General features: G+C 61.7%; 21 protein-coding genes and 2 pseudogenes. 10 read left to right on the top strand and 13 right to left on the bottom strand.

What is annotated here, in order from left to right; all coding sequences use genetic code 11:
* Both HJC04_RS20585 and HJC04_RS20580 read left to right on the top strand, forming a co-directional pair.
* Positions 1–2,073, top strand: coding sequence for a hypothetical protein (locus tag HJC04_RS20585; RefSeq protein WP_221146956.1), 2,073 nt, complete (start codon positions 1–3; stop codon positions 2,071–2,073).
* A gap of 4 nt (positions 2,074–2,077) precedes the next feature.
* Positions 2,078–2,494, top strand: coding sequence for a GNAT family N-acetyltransferase (locus tag HJC04_RS20580; protein ID WP_210630443.1), 417 nt, complete (start codon positions 2,078–2,080; stop codon positions 2,492–2,494).
* Here the strand turns inward: HJC04_RS20580 and HJC04_RS20575 are convergent, their stop codons facing one another.
* Positions 2,495–3,058 carry a GNAT family N-acetyltransferase gene (locus HJC04_RS20575; RefSeq protein ID WP_210630442.1) on the bottom strand — a complete coding sequence of 188 codons (564 nt, stop codon included), beginning with the start codon at positions 3,056–3,058 and terminating at the stop codon, positions 2,495–2,497.
* 218 nt (positions 3,059–3,276) lie between these two features.
* On the opposite strand from HJC04_RS20575, the pseudogene HJC04_RS20570 reads away from it, so the two are divergent.
* Positions 3,277–4,286: pseudogene (locus HJC04_RS20570) on the top strand (glutathione S-transferase family protein).
* 34 nt (positions 4,287–4,320) lie between these two features.
* On the opposite strand, the gene HJC04_RS20565 reads toward HJC04_RS20570, so the two are convergent.
* Positions 4,321–4,797, bottom strand: coding sequence for an NUDIX domain-containing protein (locus HJC04_RS20565; protein WP_210630440.1), 477 nt, complete (start codon positions 4,795–4,797; stop codon positions 4,321–4,323).
* A gap of 73 nt (positions 4,798–4,870) precedes the next feature.
* Here HJC04_RS20565 and HJC04_RS20560 point away from each other — a divergent pair, with 73 nt between their 5' ends.
* The 4 genes from HJC04_RS20560 (at position 4,871) to HJC04_RS20545 (ending at position 8,033) form a co-directional block, all read left to right on the top strand.
* On the top strand, positions 4,871–5,779 hold the full coding sequence (locus HJC04_RS20560) for a metallophosphoesterase (RefSeq protein ID WP_210631583.1): 909 nt from the start codon (positions 4,871–4,873) through the stop codon (positions 5,777–5,779).
* A gap of 158 nt (positions 5,780–5,937) precedes the next feature.
* On the top strand, positions 5,938–6,498 hold the full coding sequence (locus tag HJC04_RS20555; protein WP_210630439.1) for a hypothetical protein: 561 nt from the start codon (positions 5,938–5,940) through the stop codon (positions 6,496–6,498).
* A 184-nt stretch (positions 6,499–6,682) separates the two neighbouring features.
* Positions 6,683–7,192: an RNA polymerase sigma factor gene (locus HJC04_RS20550; protein WP_210630438.1), complete on the top strand. Its 510-nt coding sequence runs from the start codon at positions 6,683–6,685 to the stop codon at positions 7,190–7,192.
* A gap of 1 nt (position 7,193) precedes the next feature.
* Complete coding sequence (locus HJC04_RS20545; protein WP_210630437.1) at positions 7,194–8,033, top strand: anti-sigma factor; 840 nt, start codon at positions 7,194–7,196, stop codon at positions 8,031–8,033.
* A gap of 284 nt (positions 8,034–8,317) precedes the next feature.
* Here HJC04_RS20545 and leuA read toward each other — a convergent pair whose 3' ends face one another.
* The 4 genes from leuA to HJC04_RS20530 all read right to left on the bottom strand — a co-directional run bounded on the left by leuA (position 8,318) and on the right by HJC04_RS20530 (position 12,340).
* On the bottom strand, positions 8,318–10,036 hold the full coding sequence (gene leuA, locus HJC04_RS20540; protein WP_210630436.1) for a 2-isopropylmalate synthase: 1,719 nt from the start codon (positions 10,034–10,036) through the stop codon (positions 8,318–8,320).
* Between the two features lie 156 nt (positions 10,037–10,192).
* A complete protein-coding gene (locus HJC04_RS31850) occupies positions 10,193–10,318 on the bottom strand; it encodes a hypothetical protein (RefSeq protein WP_259665256.1) in 126 nt (41 codons plus the stop codon).
* A gap of 59 nt (positions 10,319–10,377) precedes the next feature.
* Complete coding sequence (locus HJC04_RS20535) at positions 10,378–11,607, bottom strand: benzoate/H(+) symporter BenE family transporter (RefSeq protein WP_221146955.1); 1,230 nt, start codon at positions 11,605–11,607, stop codon at positions 10,378–10,380.
* Between the two features lie 148 nt (positions 11,608–11,755).
* A complete protein-coding gene (locus HJC04_RS20530) occupies positions 11,756–12,340 on the bottom strand; it encodes an ATP-dependent Clp protease proteolytic subunit (protein ID WP_221146954.1) in 585 nt (194 codons plus the stop codon).
* Between the two features lie 232 nt (positions 12,341–12,572).
* Between HJC04_RS20530 and HJC04_RS20525 the strand changes: the two genes are divergently transcribed.
* The gene (locus HJC04_RS20525) at positions 12,573–13,331 is read left to right on the top strand and encodes a DUF2076 domain-containing protein (RefSeq protein ID WP_210630433.1); all 759 of its coding nucleotides are present in this window, start codon (positions 12,573–12,575) and stop codon (positions 13,329–13,331) included.
* A gap of 136 nt (positions 13,332–13,467) precedes the next feature.
* On the opposite strand, the gene queF is transcribed toward HJC04_RS20525, so the two are convergent.
* The 6 genes and pseudogenes from queF to HJC04_RS20495 all read right to left on the bottom strand — a co-directional run.
* Positions 13,468–13,932: a preQ(1) synthase gene (queF, locus tag HJC04_RS20520; protein ID WP_210630432.1), complete on the bottom strand. Its 465-nt coding sequence runs from the start codon at positions 13,930–13,932 to the stop codon at positions 13,468–13,470.
* On the bottom strand, positions 13,932–14,846 hold the full coding sequence (gene emfA / locus HJC04_RS20515; protein ID WP_210630430.1) for a cation diffusion facilitator family transporter: 915 nt from the start codon (positions 14,844–14,846) through the stop codon (positions 13,932–13,934). Before emfA ends, queF begins: the two co-directional genes overlap by 1 nt.
* 200 nt (positions 14,847–15,046) lie before the next feature.
* Complete coding sequence (locus tag HJC04_RS20510) at positions 15,047–15,727, bottom strand: DUF2161 domain-containing phosphodiesterase (protein ID WP_210630428.1); 681 nt, start codon at positions 15,725–15,727, stop codon at positions 15,047–15,049.
* A gap of 13 nt (positions 15,728–15,740) precedes the next feature.
* Complete coding sequence (locus tag HJC04_RS20505) at positions 15,741–15,980, bottom strand: hypothetical protein (protein ID WP_210630427.1); 240 nt, start codon at positions 15,978–15,980, stop codon at positions 15,741–15,743.
* Positions 15,981–16,081: 101 nt separating this feature from the next.
* On the bottom strand, positions 16,082–18,271 hold the full coding sequence (locus tag HJC04_RS20500; RefSeq protein WP_210630426.1) for an anthranilate synthase: 2,190 nt from the start codon (positions 18,269–18,271) through the stop codon (positions 16,082–16,084).
* 266 nt (positions 18,272–18,537) lie between these two features.
* Positions 18,538–19,128, bottom strand: a pseudogene (locus HJC04_RS20495) (TonB-dependent receptor domain-containing protein); the annotation flags it as partial.
* A 148-nt stretch (positions 19,129–19,276) separates the two neighbouring features.
* Here HJC04_RS20495 and HJC04_RS20490 point away from each other — a divergent pair.
* Positions 19,277–20,227 (top strand): extensin family protein, encoded by a 951-nt coding sequence (locus tag HJC04_RS20490; protein ID WP_221146953.1) that lies wholly within the window; start codon positions 19,277–19,279, stop codon positions 20,225–20,227.
* Between the two features lie 129 nt (positions 20,228–20,356).
* Here HJC04_RS20490 and HJC04_RS20485 read toward each other — a convergent pair whose 3' ends face one another.
* Complete coding sequence (locus HJC04_RS20485; protein WP_210630424.1) at positions 20,357–22,036, bottom strand: formate--tetrahydrofolate ligase; 1,680 nt, start codon at positions 22,034–22,036, stop codon at positions 20,357–20,359.
* Between the two features lie 158 nt (positions 22,037–22,194).
* Here HJC04_RS20485 and HJC04_RS20480 point away from each other — a divergent pair, with 158 nt between their 5' ends.
* Entirely contained in the window at positions 22,195–22,725 is a 531-nt protein-coding gene (locus HJC04_RS20480) for a TIGR00645 family protein (protein ID WP_210630423.1), read from the top strand.
* The last annotated feature ends 6 nt before the right edge of the window (positions 22,726–22,731 follow it).

The following is a 22,731-nucleotide window of genomic DNA, read 5'->3' as shown; positions in this document are numbered from 1 at the left end:
ATGACCTTCGATTTCTCACCCTTCCTGCCCTGGCCGATTCTGGCCGCACTGGCCGTCGTCAGCGCTCTTATCGCCACCTTTGCGATCTGGCGCGGCATTCGCGGCGCCTGGATCAGGACACTGGCCGCCCTCGCCCTGCTGACCGCCCTTGCCAATCCCGTACTGCTGCAGGAGGATCGAGATCAGCTGTCGACGATCGTCCCCGTCATCGTCGACCGGAGCCAGAGCCAGCAGACGCCCGAGCGCATGAAGATGACCGATGACGCGCTTGCGGCGTTGAAAGGGCAGCTTGCCCGCTTCCCCCAGATAGAACCCCGGTTCGTCGATGTCGAAGGCGACGTCAACTCCGACGTTCCGTCCACCCGCCTGTTCGACGCGCTGGCAGCCAACATCGCCGACGTCCCATCCGCCCGCATCGGCGGCGCCATCATGCTGACAGACGGCGAAGTCCATGATGTCCCTGCCGCCAATCAGGCGCTCGGCTTCGATGCGCCGATCCATGGTCTCGTCACCGGCAAGCCTAAAGAATTCGACCGTCGCATCGAAGTCATCAAGGGACCGCGCTTCGGCATCGTCAACGAGGAGCAGCAGGTCGTCCTGCGCGTCTTCGACGATGGTCCGAGCCCCGGCGGCACGGCCGACGTCACGGTGAAGCTGAACGGCGACGAGATCGCTACCTTGCAGGCAACGCCCGGCCAGGATACGCCTTTCTCCTTCAAGGTGCCGGCTGGCGGCAGCAACGTGCTCGAATTTTCCGTCGCCGCGCTTCCCGGCGAAGTCACCACCGCCAACAACCGCGCCGTCCACGTCATCGACGGCATTCGCCAGAATCTGCGCGTCCTGCTCGTCTCCGGCGAGCCGCATGCCGGCGAGCGCGCTTGGCGCAACCTCCTGAAATCCGACGCCTCGGTCGATCTCGTTCACTTCACCATTCTGCGTCCGCCGGAAAAGCAGGACGGCACGCCGATCAACGAGCTGTCGCTGATCGCCTTCCCGACGCGTGAACTGTTCATCGACAAGATCAAGGATTTCGACCTGATCATCTTCGACCGCTATCAGGACCGCGCCAACGTGCTGCCGATGCTTTATTATGACAACATCGCGCAATACGTGGAGAACGGCGGCGCGCTGCTGATCGCCGCCGGTCCGGAACATGCGAGCCCAGAGTCGATCGCGATGACGCCGCTCGCCTCCGTGCTGCCGGCAGAGCCGACTGGCCGGATGATCGAAAAGGCCTTCTATCCTCGCCTCTCCGAGGAAGGGCGCAAGCATCCGGTCACGCGCGGCTTGGACGGCTCCGGCGAGGACCCGCCGCATTGGGGCCGCTGGTTCCGCAGCGTCGATGTCGAACGGCCGCAGGGCGAAACGATCATGGTTGGCGCCGACAACCATCCGCTGCTGGTGCTGAACCGCGCCGGCCAAGGCCGCGTCGCCATGCTGCTTTCAGATCAGGGCTGGCTCTGGGCGCGCGGCTTCGAAGGCGGCGGTCCAAATGTCTCGCTGTATCGCCGCATCGCTCATTGGCTGATGAAGGAACCGGCGCTCGAGGAAGAAGCCTTGACGGCGCGCGCCTCCGGCCGAACCCTTGAAGTCACCCGCCAGACAATCGGCGACAATCCCGGTAACGCCACCGTGCGTTATCCCTCCGGTAAGACCGAAACCTTGCCACTCACCCAGACGGAACCCGGGCTCTACAAGGCCGAGAAACGCATGTACGAGGTCGGCCTCTTTGAAATCCGTAACGGCAAGTTATCGACGCTTGTGCACATCGGCGCCGTCGATGCGCCGGAATTCAAGGCAATGATCTCGACGACCGATGTGCTGAAGCCTGTCGTTGACAGGAGCAAAGGTCTCGTGACCCGTGTCGCCAGCGAAAAGGGCGCGATCAGCGTTCCGCCGATCCTGCCGGTGCGCGGCCAGATCCGCGTCTCCGACAACGAGCGTATGATGATCCGCATGACCAACGAAACGGTCCTGAAGGGAATCAACACGTTGCCGCTCTTTGCCGGCTTCGCCGGCGTCGGCATCCTGCTGCTCGCTTTCGGCGCCATGTGGTGGCGCGAAGGGCGATAGTCGCATGCCGGAATTCGAGCTTACGGCATCGCCTTCGGCTGTGGAGCTCGCGGCCATCACCGATGCACTCTCGGCCTTCAATAACAGCGATGTCGGCCCTTCGGACCGCCAGCCGCTCGCCGTCCTCGTCCGCGATACCGACGGCAAGGTGACCGGCGGCCTGTCGGGATTTACTGCCTGGGGCTGGCTCTTCACCCAAATGCTTTACATCCCCGATACGCTGCGCGGAACGGGCATAGCCGGCAGGATCCTCGCAAAAGCGGAAGACGAGGCCAAGGCGCGAGGATGTCGTGGCGCCTGGATCGATACCTTCAACCCGCAGGCTCTCCGCGCCTATCTGCGCCAGGGTTATGAAATCTTCGGCGAGCTTGAGGATTTCCCGGAAGGCCGCACCCGCAGCTTCCTCCGGAAAAATCTCTGATCATCCGCGCCAGGCGATTATGCCTTTCAGCCGCTCGTGCACACCCTCGGCGATCGGAACGACCAGCACCCGGCCGGGATCGACGGGACCTGGAAAGGCAAGCGCGTTATAGGCCACCTTCTCGAAGCCGAGCGGACCGTAATAGGGCGGATCGCCGACGAGGATGACGGCTTCCGAACCCTTGCGCCGCGCAGCTTCCACCGCGATCCGCACCAGTTCTCGGCCGATACCTATGTTTTTGTGCGAGGGTCGAACGGCAAGCGGGCCAAGAAGATGTCCCTTCACCGTGCCGGCCAGCACCGGCGTCATGCGCACGGAGGCGATCGTCTCGCCGTCGTCAGCGCAGATGAAGGAGAGCGACAGGTCGTGCGGCCCCTGCTCGCGGATACGCGCGGCCGCCCGCGCGAAGCGGCCCGGACCGAAGGCTTCTTCATTGATATGTTCGATGGCGGCGTCGTGGGACGCGTCTTCGGTGAGGTAGACGAGATCGTGCTTGTACATGATGGCAGAAACCGGTTGGACGGATTGATGGGTCTCGAACACGCCTTCGGCGTTCGGGAGCATCAGCGTCGTCGCGGGTTTCTGGAAATGAACATCAGGCAGGCGTTCCTCAAATCGTGAAAAGGCCGATAGCAGGAAAAATTTCCGCCGTCCAACGCAAAATGCACACCCGATCCTGCTGGCGTGGGGGGCGTGACGCACTGTTCAATCTTTACCACCTGCAAAGCCCCACTATCTCAGCTAACTTCGATTCCAACACGGCAATCAAGGGAATGAAGATCATGGGAATGCTTGTGGACGGCGTCTGGCACGACATCTGGTACGACACGAAGGAGAGCAAGGGGCACTTCAAACGGCAGCCCTCGCAATTTCGCAACTGGGTGACGGCGGACGGCGAGGCCGGGCCTTCCGGAAGCGGCGGCTTCAAGGCCGAGGCCGGGCGGTATCATCTCTATGTCTCCCTCGCCTGCCCCTGGGCCCATCGCACCTTGATCTTCCGCAAGCTGAAGAAGCTGGAGGAGCTGATTTCGGTTTCTGTCGTGGATCCGCTGATGCTCGAGAATGGCTGGGAGTTCAAGATCGGTGACGGCGCTGCCAGCGACCATCTGTTTGGCGCTGGGACGCTTTGGCAGATCTACGTCAAGGCGGATCCGCACTATTCCGGCCGTGTCACCGTTCCCGCCCTCTGGGACAAGCAGACCGGCACGATCGTCAACAACGAATCGGCCGAGATCATCCGCATGTTCAACAGCGCCTTCGACGGGCTGACGGGTTCGAAGGCCGATTTCTATCCGGAGGATCTGCGTGCCGAGATCGACATGCTGAACGCCACCGTCTACGACACCGTCAACAACGGCGTCTACAAGGCAGGCTTTGCCACAACTCAAGAAGCTTACGAGGAAAATGTCGGCAAACTATTCGAAACACTCGACATTCTCGACGAACGCCTGGGCAAGGGCCGCTACCTTTTGGGCGACAGATTGACGGAGGCCGATTGGCGCCTCTTCACCACACTGGTGCGTTTCGACCCGGTCTATGTCGGCCACTTCAAGTGCAACATTCGCCGCATCGCCGATTATCGCAATCTGCCGGGCTATCTCAGGGATCTCTATCAGACGGCAGGCGTTGCCGAGACGGTAAACCTGCAGCACATCAAGCAGCACTATTACCGCAGTCACAAGACGATCAATCCGACCGGCATCGTCCCGGTCGGCCCGGCGCTTGATCTCGACAGCCCGCATGGCCGCGCTACAGCGCCGCGCGTCTTTTAGACGCGCAAAGGACGCTGTAGAACTTTAAATTGCTGCAATGCGGCCTAAAGCTTCTCACCAGCGGTGGTCGGGTTCCTGCTCGCCCCGAAGCTCGGCGAGGCGGCGATGCGTCGCCTCGGTCGTGCCCTCGGGCAGGCTGTCGAGCGAAAAGAACCCGCTGTCGGAAATCTCCCAATCCGGCGGCCGCGGCGCCGTCTGCTCGACGGTCACGCGATAGAATACGACGTGGTCGCGCCGGGTGGTCGTGGTGTTGAAATAGACTTGGACCAGCCGAGGTTTCCCGATGATTCTGAGGTTGCCCTCCTCGCGCAGTTCCTTGGCCAGCGCTTCTTCCGCCGTCTCGTTGCGCTCCAGCCCGCCGCCGGGCATATGCCAGCCGCCGATATAGCTGTGGCGCACGAGGAAGATCCGGCCGTCCGCATCGAAGCAGGCGGCCCTGACGCCCATCGTCATGCCGCGGGCGAAGGAGAAATAGACATGCAGCAGGCGCAGGGCCAGCCTGATGTGAGGGGGCCGCTTCTCTTTATCCACCTTCGTCCCGTTTCGGCTCTTCGTCGCGCCGGATGTGTTTGATTTGTCAATAAGCTGGTCTATGTCTCGTAGCATGTTCAAGCTCGCGCATATTTCCGACGTCCACCTCGGACCACTGCCCCGTCTTTCCATTCAAGAGCTGTTTTCCAAACGCATAACCGGCTTTGTGAACTGGCATCGAAATCGACGCAAGCACCTTTTCGCCAGCACGCTGGATCTGCTGCTCGATGACATCCGCGCCCATCAGGCCGACCATTTGGCCGTCACCGGCGACCTCGTCAACCTGGCGAGCGGCATCGAGATCCGCGCCGCCGCCGCCTGGCTGCGCGTGCTTGGTGATCCCGCCGACACCTCGGTCGTTCCGGGCAATCACGACGCCTATGTGCCGGGCGCTTACGAAAAGTCGATGCGCGCCTGGTACGATTATGTCCGCGGCGACCTCGCCCCGCCGCAATGGCAGGAAGACCGCCGCATCTTTCCCTATCTGCGCGTCCGCGGCAAGGTTGCGATCGTCGGCTGCTCCACGGCCGTCGCCACGCCCCCCTTCGCAGCCTCCGGCTTTTTCAGCGCCCGCCAGGCCCGCGATACGGTGAACATGCTGCGTGCGGCCGGCGAAGCCGGTCTCTTCCGCGTCGTCATGATCCATCATCCGCCGATCCGCGGCGCCACCGCCTTCTACAAACGCATGATCGGCATCCGCCGCTTCGCGGCCGTGATTTCGACCGGCGGCGCCGAGCTCGTGCTGCATGGCCACACGCATCTGAATACGCTGCACTGGCTGCGCGGCCAGGTGCAGCCGGTGCCAGTCGTCGGCATAGCATCGGCCTCGCAGGGACCGGGCAGCATTAAGCCGCCGGCGGCCTACAACCTCTTTTCCATCGATGGCTCTCCGGGCGCCTGGGAACTCACCGGCAAGCGCTTCAGCCTGAACCGGACAGGCGATGCGATGATGCCGGAAAGCGTCGATATTTTCGCCCCTTAGCGCTGGCTTCGGACTCTTTTTATGCAGTAGGTGAATCAATCTCGGAAGGCCCTTTGCCACTGTCGCAACATTTGCCACGGAGGCGGCCTACCCTCTTGGTATTTTTGCCGGTAAGCGTACAATCCGACCGACTGCATTGCCTCAGAACGGAGCCGCCAATGACTTCCCCCTTCCATCGCCCGTGCAGAACAACACTTGCCGCCGGCTTTGCCTTCGCCATCGCGACGGCCGCTTTCGCCGTCGGCGACAGCAACGACGACACCAATCCGCCGCCGAAGACCCAGACGACCAAAACCTGCACCGGCGGCAAGGTCTGGGACAAGGCCAAGAAGGAATGCGTCACCCCGAAGAAGAACAGCTTCAACGATGACGATCTCTATAAGTTCGCCCGCGAATTCGCCTATGCCGGCCAGTATGAGAATGCCATCGCCGTGCTCAACCTTGCCCGTAGTCAGAACGACCCGCGGATTTTGAACTATCTTGGCTATGCCAACCGCAAGGCCGGCCGCATGGAGCTCGGCATGTCCTATTACCGCAAGGCATTGAAGGCGGATGAGAATTATATTCTCGCCCGCTCCTACATGGGCATGGCGCTGGTGGAACAAGGAGACATCGAAGGGGCGCGCGTCCAGCTCGTCGAAATTCGCGACCGCGGCGGCGAAGACACCTGGGCCTACCGCGCGCTGCTGCAAAGCTTGAACGGTTACAGGACATATTGACGCAAGCTTTGCGGTCCAGATTAGGAAAACCCCTTGGGAAGGGGATAAGATGACCGAATGCTTGCGAAGTGCAGTGGATTTGCTTCATAAAGCATCTGCATCCCCGGTGCCGACAAAGCCGGTTTCGCGTCCGATGGCGAAGCTTTCGTCCGCGAAACCATTGTGAATGCTTCTTGGATAGACAATGCGTCAGCCCGCAACGACCATCGACCTCCGGCGTGATCTCGTCGGCCTTCTGCCCCACCTTCGCCGCTTCGCGATCACGCTCGCGGGCGAAGCCGGCGTGGCCGACGAACTTATCCAAGCCGTTTGTCTGCGTGCCATTGCCAAGGGGCACCAGTGGAATGGCGAAGGCCGACTGGAAAGCTGGATATACACGCTTGCCCGTCAGCAGTGGACGGAGGACAGCCGCAAGCGGAAGCCGAAGGCCTCGGCACGCGGCAACGTCACCGACATCCGAGAGGCTGCCCGTGAACGCTCGGCCTCGGTCGATCCCGACGCCATCCATCACATGATCGCCGAAATGCCGGACGGCGTTTCTTCGGTCTTCCTGCTCGTCGATGTCGAAGGACATAGCTATCAGCAGGCGGCCGACATCATGGGAATTTCGACGGCAAGCGTCGTCTCCCAGCTTGCCACCGCAAGGCTGCATTTCGCCGGACTTGCCGGCACCCACCCCATCCACAGGTACTGAATTGCTCGATCTTAGGAAATTGCCGCTCGAAGCCCAGCTCACCGCCCTTCTCGACGGCGAGGTCTCTCCCGAGCAGCGGCACGAACTGGAACAGCGCCTGGCAAGCGACGAGAATGCGCGTCGTCTGCATGAAAAGCTGCGCCATGGCGCCGATTTCGGCCGCCGCCGCCTCGACGATGTCCTGAAGGAGCCGGTGCCGCTCGCCCTCGTCCGCTCGATCAAGAGCACCCAGCCGCCAAAGACGCCGATCGCCCAGCGCGCCATGCGCCCCCAGGTGAAACTGGCCCCGAGCGGCCCGCAGGCGCTGGCAGCCGCTCTTATCCTCTTCGTCGTCGGTTGCGGCATCGGCTACTTTGCCGGCACCACCCCCGATGCCGACGAGATCGCCACCACGACCGCCACGGCGCCTGCCAATACCAACGACTGGCTCGGCGACGTCACCGCCTATCAACGCCTGCTGATCCGCCAGCCCCGTCACCTCGTCGAAGTGCCGGCATCACAGGCCGAAGAAATCTCCAGCTGGCTGACGACCGCCATCGGCGTGCCTTTCCGTGTGCCGGATCTCAGCACCGAATCCTGGACCTTCCAGGGTGCCCGCGTCATTCTCGGCGACAATCGCCCCGTCGGTCAGCTCGTCTATTCCAACAGCGACGGCGACATCATCTCCATCTGCTTCCGCAAGGACGCGCAGCCGCCTGAAACCGACGACTTCAAGGAAACGATCAAGGACGAGATTGGCCTGGTGACCTGGCACAATGCCGGCACCTCCTATGTTCTCGCCGGCCCCTCCGCCGAAGCCACCCTCGGCCAGCTCGCCATGAAGATCGCCACGGCGATCTGATCGGCAGATCGACGATTTGACGCGATAGGGGAAATCGACGTTCAGCGCCAGCGGCCCCCTCGTCCGCCTGCCGGCACCTTCTCCCCACTGGGGAGAAGAGACTCGCGGCGACGGTCTCGGTTTCCCCCTCTCCCCGGCGGGGAGAAGGGGCCGTAGGGCGGATGAGGGGGCCACACGGCACGCCTTTCACTGCTTTCGCTTGCGCTTAGCGAAGGCGGAACGAAGTCAACCTAATCGTCAGGCCGCGTCCTACCAAAACGATCGCGGCCTGAACCTTTCGCAGATCAAGCCTTGCCGGCTTTCACCTCGAGCACCCGGTTGGCCGCCGAGACGATCGCTTCCAGCGATGCCGCGACGATGTTGGTGTTGATGCCGGCGCCGAAGAGTTTGCCGCCGGGATAGGAGGTCTCGACATAGGAGATCGCCGCCGCATTCGAGCCGTGCTGCAGCGAATGCTCGGAATAGTCCTCGACCGACATTTCGATGCCGAGATAATGCGACAGTGCGTTGATGAAGCCGTCGATCGGGCCGTTGCCGCGCCCTTCGATGCGCTTGGTCTCGCCATTATCGGTGATTTCAGCTGCTACGATCCGCTGGCCTTTGCGCTCGGTGTCGGGATAGGTGTGGTGGTCGACGAACTTGAGGCGCGCCTCGGGCTGCGTCACGTAACGCTCGATGAAGCGGTCGTAGATGCGCTTCGAGGGAAGCTCCTTGCCCTCGACGTCGGTGATGCGCTGGATATCTTCACGGAACTCGACCTGCAGGTTGCGCGGCAGGTTGAGCCCGTAATCCTGCTGCAGGATATAGGCGATGCCGCCCTTGCCGGACTGCGAGTTGATGCGGATGATCGCCTCGTAGGAACGGCCGACATCGCGCGGATCAATCGGCAGATACGGCACTTCCCAAACGGGATGGTTGGCGACCTGTGCGGCCTTCATGCCCTTGTTAATCGCATCCTGATGCGAGCCGGAGAAGGCCGTATAGACCAGCTCGCCCACATAGGGGTGACGCTCTGCAATCGCCATCTGGTTCGAATATTCGAACACTTCCTTGATCCGCTCGATATTCGAGCAGTCGATCCCGGGATCGACGCCCTGCGTGAACATGTTGAGCGCCATTGTCACGACATCGACATTGCCGGTGCGCTCGCCATTGCCGAACAGCGTGCCTTCGACGCGGTCGGCGCCTGCCAGCAAGGCCAGCTCGGCGGCGGCGATGCCGGTGCCTCGGTCGTTATGCGGATGCAGCGATACGATCAGGTTCTCGCGTTTGTCGAGATTGCGGCACATCCATTCGATCTGATCGGCATAGACGTTCGGCGTCGCCATCTCGACAGTGGACGGCAGGTTGATGATGAGCTTGTTGTCCGGCGTCGGCTTGACGACCTCGATGACGGCGTTGCAGATCTCCAGCGCCACCTCCAGCTCGGTGCCGGTGAAGCTCTCGGGCGAATATTCGAAACGATAGCCGCCGCCGGCCTTGGCTGCCATGTCGGTGATCATCTTGGCGGCGTCGACGGCAATCTGCTTGATGCCCTGCACATCTTTGGCGAAAACGACGCGGCGCTGCAGCTCGCTGGTCGAGTTATAGAAATGCACGATCGGCCGGTTTGCGCCTTCCAGCGCTTCGAAGGTGCGGGTGATGAGCTCCGGGCGGCACTGTACCAGCACCTGCAACGAGACATCGGCGGGCACGTTACCCTCTTCCACGCACCAGCGGGCGAAATCGAAATCGGTCTGCGAGGCGGAGGGGAAACCGATCTCGATTTCCTTGAAGCCCATCTCGAGCAGCAGATGAAACATCCGGGCCTTGCGGTCGTGGCCCATCGGGTCGACCAGCGCCTGATTGCCGTCGCGCAGGTCGACCGAGCACCAGACAGGCGCCTTGGTGATGGTCTTGGTCGGCCAGGTGCGGTCGGGAATATTCACCTGCGGATAGGGCCGGTACTTCATCGCGGCATCGGGCATGCCCTTCGCGGAGGATCGGCTGTTGGTATTGTCCATTGTCTTGTCTCCTCGTGCCGGCATTTGCCCCGCCTCTTAGCCGATCGCATCGGACTTGGCGATAAACAAATGCGGACCTTCGTCGGTCGTTGGGTCAATTTTGAAAGTGAGTCGCGAGGAGCGATACCGGGCGGGCTTTCGGCCGCCGGGCGCTCCTCAACGGACCCGGCAACCGCGCGTAAGGCCGAGGAGAAGAAGCGAGGTCACGGCGCTCGAGACGTCACGCAGGGCGATGCGGCCGCGTGCAATCGTCTCGGAAATCTTGGCGCCAGAGGTCTTCATGGCCGCGCTTATAACCTTGGGCAGCGAAACTGGCAAGCCCTCGCGGCCCGCCGCCTTCGTTACCCGGACTGAGGCCGGTCTTTCCAAACCCTCACCAGCTGCGACAGCACGAGCATCAGCCCGCCGGCGATCAATCCCCAGAAAGCGCCGGAGATGCCGGCGAAGGAAACGCCGGATGCGGTGACGAGGAAAGTGATCGCCGCCGCCTCGCGCGATTCCTGCGCCTGGAAAGCCGACATCGCCGAGGATGAGAAGGCCCCGACCAGCGCCAGCCCCGCCACCGCCTCGATCAGAACGGGCGGCGCCAAGGCGACAAAGGCCGTCACCGCGCCGGCAAGCAGCCCGAGGATGATATAACCGACGCCGGCGATCAGCGATGCCCAATAGCGCCGCTTCGGATCGGCATGGGCGTCATGCCCGGCGCACATGGCCGCGGTGATCGCCGCCAGGTTGACGGCATGGCCGCCGAAAGGCGCCGACAGCAGCGAAAAGAAGCCGGTTACGGCAAAAAGCGGGCCTGGCTTCGGATCGTAATGATTGACCTTCAGCACCGCGATGCCCGGAATGTTCTGCGAGGCCATGGTGACGATGAAGAGTGGCAGCGCGATCGAGATGAAGGCCGCAAAGCTGAATACCGGCCGGACGATTTCCGCCGTCGGCATCAGCGATCGTTCGAGCGAGGCGAAAGCGCCATCGGGAATATCGATGCCGAAGGCGAGCACCAGCACGAAGGCTGCGAGCGCGGCCGGCACCGCCCAGAGCCGCTTGAAGGCACCGACGACGATCCAGGAAATGACGATCGGCAGACCGAGCAGCGGATTGAAGCCGATCGCCTTCACCGGCGCGAAGCAGAGACCGATCAGCACACCGGCGAGCATCGCATTGGCGAGCGGCGCAGGAATGGCGGCCACCGCCCGGCCGAGCGGTTTGAACAACCCGGCAATGATGATCAGTACGGCGCAGATCAGGAATGCGCCGACCGCTGCATTGAAACCGCCCTCGATCGCTCCGGTGCTTGCCAGCAGTGCCGCCCCCGGCGTCGACCAGGCGATGCTGATCGGCAATCGGGTGACGGCGCTGAGCACGATCGCGCAGACGCCCATGGAGATCGACAACGCCATCAGCCCCGAAGCGGCCTGCGCATCCGTCGCACCCACCGCCTGCAGCCCGTGCAGCACGACGGCGAAGGAGCTGGCGGAGCCGACGAAAGCGGTAAGCAGCCCCATGAACAGGGCCTGGACGGAAAAATCTTTGAGCATGGCGGACTCTGAGCTGCGGGAATGGCGCATGGAGCATGATGGCTGCCGCCTGCGCAAGTCCAGATTGAGGGCTTTCCGTCCAGCTCTGCTGGTCGATGACCTCAAGCCATCTGAAAGCAAGACACCCCTGCCTGCGGTCGGCAGGCAAGGGCGTCTTGAACGCTTCAGTCCAGAAAACTCAGATGTCGGCTTGCGACGTCACGATCCGCGAAACGAGGCCGTAATCCTTCGCCTCTTCGGCAGAGAGCCAGTAGTCGCGATCCGTATCCTTGGCGATCTTGTCGATCGGCTGGCCGGTAGCCTCCGCCATGATCTTGTTCAGACGCTCGTTCATCTTGATGATCTCGCGTGCCTGGATCTCGATGTCGGACGCCATGCCGCGCGTGCCGCCCGACGGCTGGTGCAGCAGGAAGCGCGTATTCGGCAGGCACAGGCGCCGCTCTTTGGGAGCCGCGACGTAAATCAGCGCGCCGGCCGAAGCGACCCAGCCCGTACCGATCATCCAGACCTTCGGCCTGATGAACTTGATCATGTCATGGATGGAATCGCCGGATTCGACGTGACCGCCGGGCGAATTGACATAGATGCGAATGTCTTCGTCGCTGGCCGCGGCAAGCGCGACGAGCTGCGAGCAGACCTTCTGCGCCAGTTCCTGGTTGATCGGTCCATAGATGAAGATCGAACGCGACTTGAAAAGATTCGCCTCCGTTTCCTTGCCGAGCGGCAGTTCCTTCGTCTTGTCGTCCTGTTCTTCGTCGTTCATTCGAACCTCTCGGAGATGAATTCGGGTTCCTCGCACATAGTGCGACTCAATGCCTAAAACAATGCGGGAAAAACACAAGGCACCGAAGCGGTGGAGATATCCTTAAGAAGCCGCGCATCGTTCCGCAAGCCTTACTGAAATGTAACGGTTGGAAGGCTTTGAAAAGCCGGAATCGGTTCCTACCTCACCTCTCACATGGCAACCGCCAAATGAAATCAACAGGAGACCGGACATGTCACCGGAAGAACGCCAATTGCTGACCGCCCTCTTCGACCGCGTGCGCACCGCGCAAGCCCAGCCGCGCGATCGCGAAGCCGAAGCCCTGATCGATCAGGCGACGCGCGAGCAGCCGTCCGCCACTTATTATCTCGCCCAGGCCGTCATCGTGCAGGAAAAAGGGCTGGAAGCGGCCGCCAACCACATCAAGGAACTCGAGGAGCGCGTGCGGCAGTTTGAAGCCGGAGCCAGCGAGCACCACCAGGCAGAACAGGGCGGCGGCTTCCTGAGTTCGATCTTCGGCAACACCCAGACGCAGCAGCCCGCGCCTGTCCCCTCCAACCCCGGCCCCTGGAGCCAACCGTCCCGCGCCTATGACGAGCCGCGCGGCTACGATCGCCAGACGCCGCAGCAGCCCGCCGGCCCCTGGAGCCAGCAGGCCTACGCGCCGTCTGCCGGCGGCAGTTTTCTACGCGGCGCTCTCGGCACGGCAGCCGGCGTTGCCGGCGGCATGCTGCTTGCCAACTCGTTGAGCGGCATCTTCGGCAATCACATGTCTTCGCTCGGTTGGGGCTCGCCCTTCGGCGCCAACCCGTTCGGCAATGCTACCGCACCGACCGAAGAGACCATCATCAACAATTATTATGGCAATGACGACACCCGTCAGGCCGCGGATAATGCCGGCAATGACAATGACGACGATGTGCAACAGGCCGATTACGACGATGCGGACGATTACAGTGATGACTCGTCCGGCGACGTTACGGATGTCTGAGGTTTAACGGGCGGAAATGGGCGGCAGTTGGTTTTACATTGCCGCCCCGTATCCCGGCCCTTCGCTTGGGCTCAGGGCGTTCGTCGCTGCAATCAATTCACTCAAATCGATTGCTCGGGCTACGCCCGAGCGCGCCTCACCCACGGCCACGATAGGTTGCGACGCCCTGCTCCGGCAGCCACACACCTTCCGGCGGCTTGCCCGTCTGCCAGAAGACGTCGATCGGAATGCCGCCACGCGGATACCAGTAAGCGCCGATCCTCAGCCACTTGGGGTCGACTAGTTCGACGATGCGCTTGGCGATGTAGATCGAGCAATCCTCGTGGAAGGCGCCGTGATTGCGAAAGGAAAACAAGAAGAGTTTCAGGGACTTCGATTCCACCAGCCATTCGCCGGGGATGTAGTCGATGACGATATGGGCGAAATCCGGCTGCCCCGTCATCGGGCAGAGGGAGGTGAATTCCGGCGCGGTGAAGCGCACGACATAGTCGGTGCCGGCATGATTGGACGGCACTTTTTCCAGCACCGCCTCCTCCGGCGATTTCGCGGTTTCGGTTTGCTGACCCAGCATCGACAGGCTGGAAACATCGGTATTCGGCATCATGCCTCCTTGACGACTTTGACGCGGATGCCATGGGCCTTTTCGCCCTCCGGCTCCACATGAATGGCTATTTTGGCGCCCTCATGCACCGCTCTGATGGCATCCTCAAGGCGGTCGCATATATCATGCGCCTGCCGCACGGACATAGTGCCAGGCACCACCATGTGAAAATCGATGAAAGTGACGGCGCCTGCCCGCCTCGTCTTCAGGTCATGCACGCCGATCGAACCCGCCGCATGGGTGGCGATCGCCTGCTTGATCGCTTCTTCTTCCTGCGGCTCGACCGCCTGGTCCATCAGACCGCCGATCGATTGCGAGATCACCCTCCAGCCTTGATAGAGAATGTTGATGGCAACGAGAATCGCAAGAACCGGGTCGAAGATCGCATTACCCGTCGCCAGGGCCAGCAGCAGGCCGACGAGCACGCCGACGGATGTCACCACATCCGACATGATATGCTGTCCATCCGCCGCCAGCGCCGCCGAGCGATGTTTGCGTCCGGTCCGGATCAACAGGCTCGCCCAGACCGCATTGATGACGCCAGCCGCCAGATTGATCGCAAGGCCGAGCATCGGTGCATCGAGCATGCGCGGCGCAGCGAGATAGCCGACCGCCTCGTTGACGATCAGCAGCGCGGCAACGACGATCAGCACGCCCTCGGTGACCGCGGAGAGATATTCCGCCTTATGATGGCCGAAGGGATGGTCTTGATCGGCCGGCTTCTGCGCATAACGGATCACGAAGAAAGCGACGAAGGCGGCAACAACGTTGACCGTGGATTCGAGCCCGTCCGACAGCAGCGCCACCGATCCGGTCACCCACCAAGCCACCATCTTCAGCCCCATGACGCCGAGCGACAGCGGAATCCCCCACATCGCCAGCTTCCGAACCGTCAGATCGCCGTTGTCGTTCATATCGTCCTCCTGCGGTTGCGAATGAATTGCAGGATCCAAGCCATTGAAATGCAAAACCGCCCACGCGAATGTCGCGCAGGCGGCCCAGTTGAGGGTGATATGGGCGATGATCGAGGATTTGTCAAAGAGAATGACGCGTCCTTCACAGCTGTGGCCGCGTGCCGATGTGAAAGCAGCGCAGGCACACGATACGCGATCTTCTACACCGCCGAGGGAGCGGGATCGGACTGGAGAGATTGCGGCCACCGCAGAAGAGCGGCCTGGCCTGCCGACGTCAGGGCGTAGACGCCTTTTTCCTGGCGCTCGAACCATCCATAGACATTGTCGCGCAGGATCGGACCGGCCTTCGGCGTAAGCGCCTTCATATCCCGCGGGCGCACAATTCCCCGATCGAGCGCGGCCGCGCAGAGCAGCGCCTGCTGGCGATAGGCCGTCATGATCGGCGCCCGCGAGCCGCCGCCAACGGCAGGATCGCCGCGACGGCACTGATGCTCTTTGACGAGGCGCGAACGCCGCTTGGGATTGGTGCGCGGCATCGGCGAGATGGAACTGACGATGACGCTGACCTCGCCGCCATCCGAGACGCCGAGCATGCCGATGCCGAGCCGCCTGCAAAGGTCGCGGTAGCGCTTGTCCGTCTCTCGCCCACGCCCCTTGGCCGAAACCCGCGCCGCGATCCAGACCTCATCACTCATCGCCGCGCGATCGACCGCCTGGAGAAGCAGTTCGAGGTTGAAGGTGAGCTTCAGTTCGCAGACGACCACGACCGGCGGCTCGCCATAGCTCAAGCCAACGAGATCGCATCCGCCGACCTCGCCTTTGACGGCGTAACCCGCCGCCTCCAGGAAGGCTTTGACCGGCAGGTAGAGCGACGTCTCCATGGGAAAATCGCGCTCAGGCGGCGTTGAGATCGGCAATCTCACCATACCGCGCGAGCAGTCGCGGCGAGCTCATGTCGCCGGTCTCCTCATCGACGATGACGGCATAGGCCGCGACCCCGACGAAACGCTCGGCCATCGCCGAGGCGATCTTTTCCGCGCTGACGGCGTTCGATGCCTGCCGCATTTCGCCTGGCACGAGATTGCCGCGGTTCTTGCGGTAGGGAAGGACGATGAATTTCTCGGCACTGGCCACGGCGATAATTCCCGGTTGATCGTTCCGGAAATGTTCTGATTTTCCTGGCAGAGTCAACCCTCGCCCCGTCCGCGTACGGAAGGGGCGAGATGATACTTGGTTTAAGCCGCCTTCGTCTTCACCTTGCGCGCCAGATGCGCCACGACATTCTCGATCATCCGCATGCCGGCATCGCCGCCGAGCGTCATGATCGATTCGGGGTGGAACTGCACCGCGGCAATCGGCTCCTTGGCATGTTCAATACCCATGATCGTGCCATCGTCGCTTTCCGCCGTGATGATGAACTCACGCGGCAGAGTCGAGGGATCGGCGAAAATCGAGTGGTAGCGGCCGACCGTCACTTCCTTCGAAAGGCCGGAGAAGACGATGCCCGGTTCCAGCACGCGGATGCGCGACGGCTTGCCGTGCATCGGCAGCGCCAGATGGCGCAATTCCCCACCATAGGCTTCGGCGAGCGCCTGCAGGCCGAGGCAGACGCCGAAGATCGGCAGGTTGCGGGCCCGCGCCTTCTTGATCGTCGCCTTGCAATCGAAATCCTTCGGCGTTCCGGGCCCGGGCGACAACACGACCAGATCCGGGCTCAGCCGGTCGAAGATCTCTTCCGGCACCGGCGTCCGCACGGTCGAAACCGTTGCCCCCGTCTGGCGGAAATAATTGGCGAGCGTATGGACGAAACTGTCCTCATGGTCGACCAGCAGGATGCTGACGCCCTTGCCGACGCTGGCGACGTCGCGCTGAATCTTGCCGGAATTGCCGGTCTTGGCGTCTCGGATGGCGGAAAGCATGGCGGAGGCCTTCAATTCGGTTTCGGCTTCTTCTTCCTCTGGAATGGAATCGTTGAGCAATGTCGCACCGGCACGCACCTCGGCGATGCCGTCCTTGATGCGCACGGTGCGCAGCGTCAGGCCGGTGTTCATATCTCCATTGAAGCCGACCATGCCGATCGCCCCCCCATACCATGCGCGTGGGCTTTTTTCATGGCTCTCGATAAAGCGCATCGCCCAGAGCTTCGGGGCGCCGGTGACGGTCACCGCCCAGGCGTGACTGAGAAAACCGTCGAAGGCATCCATGTCGTCGCGCAGCCGGCCTTCTATATGATCGACCGTGTGGATGAGGCGCGAATACATCTCGATCTGCCGACGGCCGATCACCTTGACGGAACCGGGCTCGCAGACGCGGCTCTTGTCGTTGCGGTCGACGTCCGAGCACATGGTCAGCTCGGACTCGTCCTTCTTCGAATTCAAGAGCTTCAGGATCTGTTCGCTATCGGCGATCGGGTCGTCGCCGCGCTTGATCGTGCCCGAGATCGGGCAGGTCTCGATGCGCCGTCCGGAGACCCGCACGAACATTTCGGGCGAGGCGCCGACCAGATATTCCTGATTGCCAAGATTGATGAAGAAGGAATAGGGCGACGGATTGATCGCCTTCAGCCGCTTGGAAATGTCGGAAGGCTTGCTTTCGCAGCGCTCCATGAACTTCTGCCCAGGCACGACCTCGAAGAGATCACCCTTGCGGAAGCTTTCCTTCGCCTTGACGACGAGCTCGGCATATTCGCCCGGCCGGTGGTCGCTCTTCGGCGGAATGGCATCCGTCTGCTTGAAGGGCTCGGGCGCGATATCTTCCGCCTTGCCTTCGGTCGTCACGCCGTCCTTCGCGAAATCATACCGGTCGATCCAGGCCTTGGCGGCATAGTTGTCGACGACGAGAATTTCATCCGGCAGGTAGAGCACCATGTCGCGCTGGTCGGAAGGGCGCGTCAGTTTCAGATCGATCGCGTCGAACTGGAAGGCGATGTCATAGCCGAAGGCGCCGTAGAGCCCGAGGCTCGCATCCGCCTGCGAGTAGAAAAGATCGCTCACGGCCCGCAGCACTGTGAACACCGTCGGAATCTTCGAGCGCTCTTCCTCGGTGAACACCCGGTCCGGCGTCTTGACGGAGAGGTCGAGCCGCCGGGCTGAGGAAGCGCCGAGCACGAGGTCAGGGACGGTCTGCAGCCGTTCGGTCACGAAACCGAGGAGCACCTCGCCGCGTTCATTATAGGCTTCGATCCAGACGTTGCGCCCGAAGGAAGAGATGCCGAGCGGCGGATCGACGACGGCGGTGTCCCAACGGGTATAACGGCCCGGATATTCGTAGTTCGACGAAAACACCGCGCCGCGGCGCTCGTCGAGCTTGTCGATATAGGAAGAGACCGCATCGGCATAGGGGATTGCCCGCCGCTGCCGGGTGACTGATATGCCGCCCTTGGTCTCGTAGAGTTCCGCACCATCATCCCGCAGGATCGTTACCATTGTTCCACTCCGTTATCGGGGCCCGGACGACAGGCGGCGATAAAACAAAAAAGCCGCCTCGAAGTTTCGGGCGGCTCACTCGTCGTCTTTGGACACGATTGGTCGAGGCCGCCTCAGCGAGCCCACCACCAAACAGCAATGTTCAAGGACGTAATCATGGAAAATTGTTAGCCTGAGATCAGCCGCCGCGCAAGAGGCGATTGCGCAATGAAAAAGGGCGGCCCGAAAGCCGCCCCTCCCCAGCCGTGAAAGTGTGTCGCCGGCAATCAGAATGTCTTCGTGAGCGACACCTTGAAGGTACGGCCCGGCTCGGAATACCAATCGCGAGGCTGCGATGCGGTCGAGAGACCAGGTTGACGTCACGTACAGCCAGCGCATTGAAATATTTCTGGTCGAAAATATTGTAGACACCAGCTTGAACGAGCAGGCCGGGCAACTGTTCCGGCGTCCACCAGCCGTTCAGGTCGATGATTGCGTAACCGTGCGCATCGAAGGTTGTGTCGTTGGTGTTGGTGACGGGTGTATTGAGATGGTCTGTGAGCATGCCGGCAGATAGCTTCGAGGACAGATCGAAGCCGAAGGTGTCATTGCTCCAGCCGCCGCCCACAATCGCCTTGAACGGCGCCACCGAGCGCAGGCGCTGGGTGGTTTCTTCATTCCTGCCGTAGGCATAGGCAAGCGAGCATGCAGATTGATGCCGTTATTGAACGTCTTGACGGCACTTGCTTCAACACCCGAGATCGTCGCCGCAGCCACGTTGGTGTAATTGAAGCTCTGAAGCCGGTCGCGTCAACGCTCGTCACCGTCTCGATGAAATTCTGATAACGAGTGTGGAAAGTGGCGATCCGCCCGGTGAAAACATGACGATAACAGTCAACACAAATCGCCCCGCCTTATGTTGGATATTATTGTCAGGTTTTTGCGATCGTCAAAAATGTTGCACAATTGCAACGAAAAACGCTCTCATGCGTTGCCTCTAGCCACCAATATTAGGAATCGCATGGATTGAGAAAATTTTCGACTTTGGCGATCCTCCTCGCCGCTACCGCCTTTCTGGCTGGTGCCCGCCTGCCCCCGCACGGCCCATTGCCAGAGCCTCGGCCCGATGCCGGGCAGACGGCCGCCCCCACCCGCCCGTCCTCAGAAAAAGCGGAACCCTCCGCGCCTGAACAGGTGCCGGCCCCTCAGCCGAAACCTGACGTAAAGGAGCCGGAGACATCCGCACCGGACCAGCCGCCTGCCTCGCCAGCCGAACCGGCAAAGCCTGAGCATTCAGAACCGATGCAGGGCCCGCCGCTTCCGCCGGGCCAGCTAGAGAGCCCGCAGACTCCACCGGAAGAAAAGCCGCCCGGCGAGCAGACGCTTGAAGAGCAGCATCTGACGATCGAATCCGAGAGTGACGCCGAGCATGCCGAATGCACGTCTGCACTCAAGGCTCTGGGTGCCGTCTTCAAGGAAACGCCGCGCATCGATGACGGCAACGGCTGCGGCATCGACAAACCGATCATCGTCTCGGAGGCTCTGCCCGGTATCGCCGTCAAACCGGAGGCAACGATCCGCTGCCCGGCGGCACTCGCACTTGCCCGCTGGATGAAGGAGAGCGTCGTCCCTGCCGCTTCCGCCGCCCTGCCGGAGCAGGGTCGCATCACTGTCGTCAACCAGGCTACCGCCTATATGTGCCGCCTGCGCAATGGCGCCGAGACAGGCAAGATCTCCGAGCATGCCCGCGGCAACGCCATCGATATTGCCAGCTTCCATTTCGAAAAGGGCGAGGATGTCGCCGTCCGCTCCCGTCGCGAGGACCCAACGCTGACCGGTGCCTTCCAACGCGCCGTCAGCGCCGCCGGCTGCCTCTATTTCACGACTGTACTCGACCCCGAAAGCGACGCGGCCCACGAAACCCATTTCCATCTCGACATCATCGAAAGGAAGGGCGGCTATCGTTATTGTCATTAACGTCGAAGGTCAGGACCCCATCATCAAACAAGAACTGGCGGGGAACGTAGACGGTGCGGCATATTCCCGTCTCCCCTCGGGGAGAAGAGAGGATTGAGAGGCCGCATCCCGTCCCTTCACCACGCCTGATCAGAACAACCCCTCGATATAACCCTGCTCATTCAAAAAAATCCGTTCCGCTGAGGGCGATTTCGGCAGGCCGGGCATCGTCATGATTTCGCCGGTGATGGCGACGACGAAGCCGGCGCCGGCTGAAAGCCGTACCTCCCGCACGGAGACTATATGGCCTTCTGGCGCGCCGCGCAGGTTCGGATCGGTGGAGAAGGAATATTGCGTCTTCGCCATGCAGACCGGCAGCTTGCCGTAGCCCTGCTCCTCCCATGTCTGCAGCTGATCGCGCACCGCCTTGTCGGCGGTCACCTCGCCGGCATGGTAGATCTTCGAGGCGACGATCTCGATCTTTTCGAACAGCGAAATGTCGTCGCCGTAGAGCGGCTGAAATTTCGCTTGGCCGGATTCGGCCAGTTCCACCACCTTATGCGCCAGTTCCTCGATACCGGCCGAACCCTTCGCCCAGTGCTGGCAGAGGATCGCTTCAGCGCCGAGCCGCGACACGAATTCCTTCACCGCCGCGATCTCGGCATCGGTATCCGAAACGAAATGATTGATCGCGACGACCACGGGCACGCCGAAGCGGCGCACATTGGCAACGTGGCGGCCAAGATTGGCGCAGCCCTTTTTCAACGCCACGACATCCTCGGTGCCGAGATCCTCCTTCTTGACGCCACCATTCATCTTCAGCGCCCTGACGGTCGCGACGATGACGGCCGCGTCCGGCCTCAGCCCGGCCTTGCGGCATTTGATATTGAAGAATTTCTCAGCCCCGAGATCCGCTCCGAATCCCGCTTCCGTCACCACGTAATCTGCGAGCTTCAGCGCCGTCTTCGTCGCCGTCACCGAATTGCAGCCATGGGCTATATTTGCGAAGGGACCGCCATGTACGAAGGCCGGATTGTTCTCCAGCGTCTGCACGAGGTTCGGCTGCATCGCATCCTTGAGCAGCACGGCCATGGCGCCGTCGGCTTTCAGATCGCGCGCATGCACCGGCGTCTTGTCGAAGCGGTAGCCGATGATGATGTCGCCGAGCCGCCGCTCCAGATCCTTCAGATCGGTGGCCAGGCAGAGGATCGCCATCACCTCGGAAGCGACGGTGATGTCGAAGCCGCCCTGGCGTGGAAAACCGTTGGCGACGCCGCCGAGCGAGGAGACCATGCTCCTTAGCGCCCGGTCGTTCATGTCCATGACCCGCCGCCAGGCGATGCGGCGAATGTCGATATTCTCTCCATTGCCCCAGTAGATGTGGTTGTCGATCATCGCCGCCAGCAGATTGTGCGCCGAGGTGATCGCGTGGAAATCGCCGGTGAAATGCAGGTTGATATCTTCCATCGGCACGACCTGCGCATAGCCGCCGCCGGCCGCCCCGCCCTTGACGCCGAAGCAGGGACCGAGCGACGCCTCGCGTATGCAGACGATCGCCCTTTTACCGATCCGGTTCAGCCCGTCGCCGAGGCCGACTGTTGTCGTCGTCTTGCCCTCGCCGGCCGGCGTCGGATTGATCGCTGTGACGAGGATCAGCTTGCCGTCCTTCTTGCCCGCCTGCGCCGCGATGAACTCGGCGCTGACCTTTGCCTTGTCGTGACCATAGGGGACGAGCTGCTCGGCCGCCATGCCGAGCTTTGCCCCAATATCGAAGATCGGCCTCTTGGCCGCGGCGCGCGCGATTTCGATATCGGATTTGATTGATGGCATGGATGCTCCTCCGTCCCGGCCTTTCGCGGGCGCGAAAGCGCTTGTCCTCGCCACTGGGATATCGAAATATCGGCATGCTGTGAATAGCGCTCGCCTTGCGACCGCCCTGCTGGATCATTATGTGGCGCTCAACGATCGCGGCTTCTTAAGGTAAAGACATGAAAGCACTGGAACTCATCATCGAGCGCATCATCCTGTCGAGCCGCTGGATCCTGGTCGCCTTCTATATCGGCCTGGTGGCGGCGCTCGCCGTCTATGCCGTTTCCTTCGGCTACAAGTTCCTGAAAATCGCCGCCGATGTTTTCGTGCTCGACGAGGCGGAAATGATCCTTGCCATGCTCGGCCTAATCGATGCCGCCCTCGTCGCCAGTCTGATCGTCATGGTGATGATTTCAGGCTACGAGAATTTCGTCAGCCGTTTCGACGAGGCCAGCGATGCGGACAACGAGGTTTCCTTCCTTGGCAAGCTCGATTCAGGTAGCCTCAAGATCAAGGTCGCCTCCTCGATCGTCGCCATCTCCTCCATCCACTTGCTGCAGGTCTTTCTCAATGCCGACAAATACGACGACGGCAAGATCATGTGGCTGACTCTGATGCACCTCGCCTTCGTCGCCTCGGCCGTCATGCTCGGCTTCCTCGAGAAGCTCATGAGCGTGACATCGAAGAACGATTTGAAGGACAAGGGATAGAGGGAC

It is taken from the genome of Rhizobium sp. NLR8a (assembly GCF_019685235.1).
In the GTDB taxonomy this organism is placed as follows: domain Bacteria; phylum Pseudomonadota; class Alphaproteobacteria; order Rhizobiales; family Rhizobiaceae; genus Rhizobium.
Note: the sequence above shows the minus strand (reverse complement) of the source record. Positions and strands in the feature narration are given on the sequence as shown.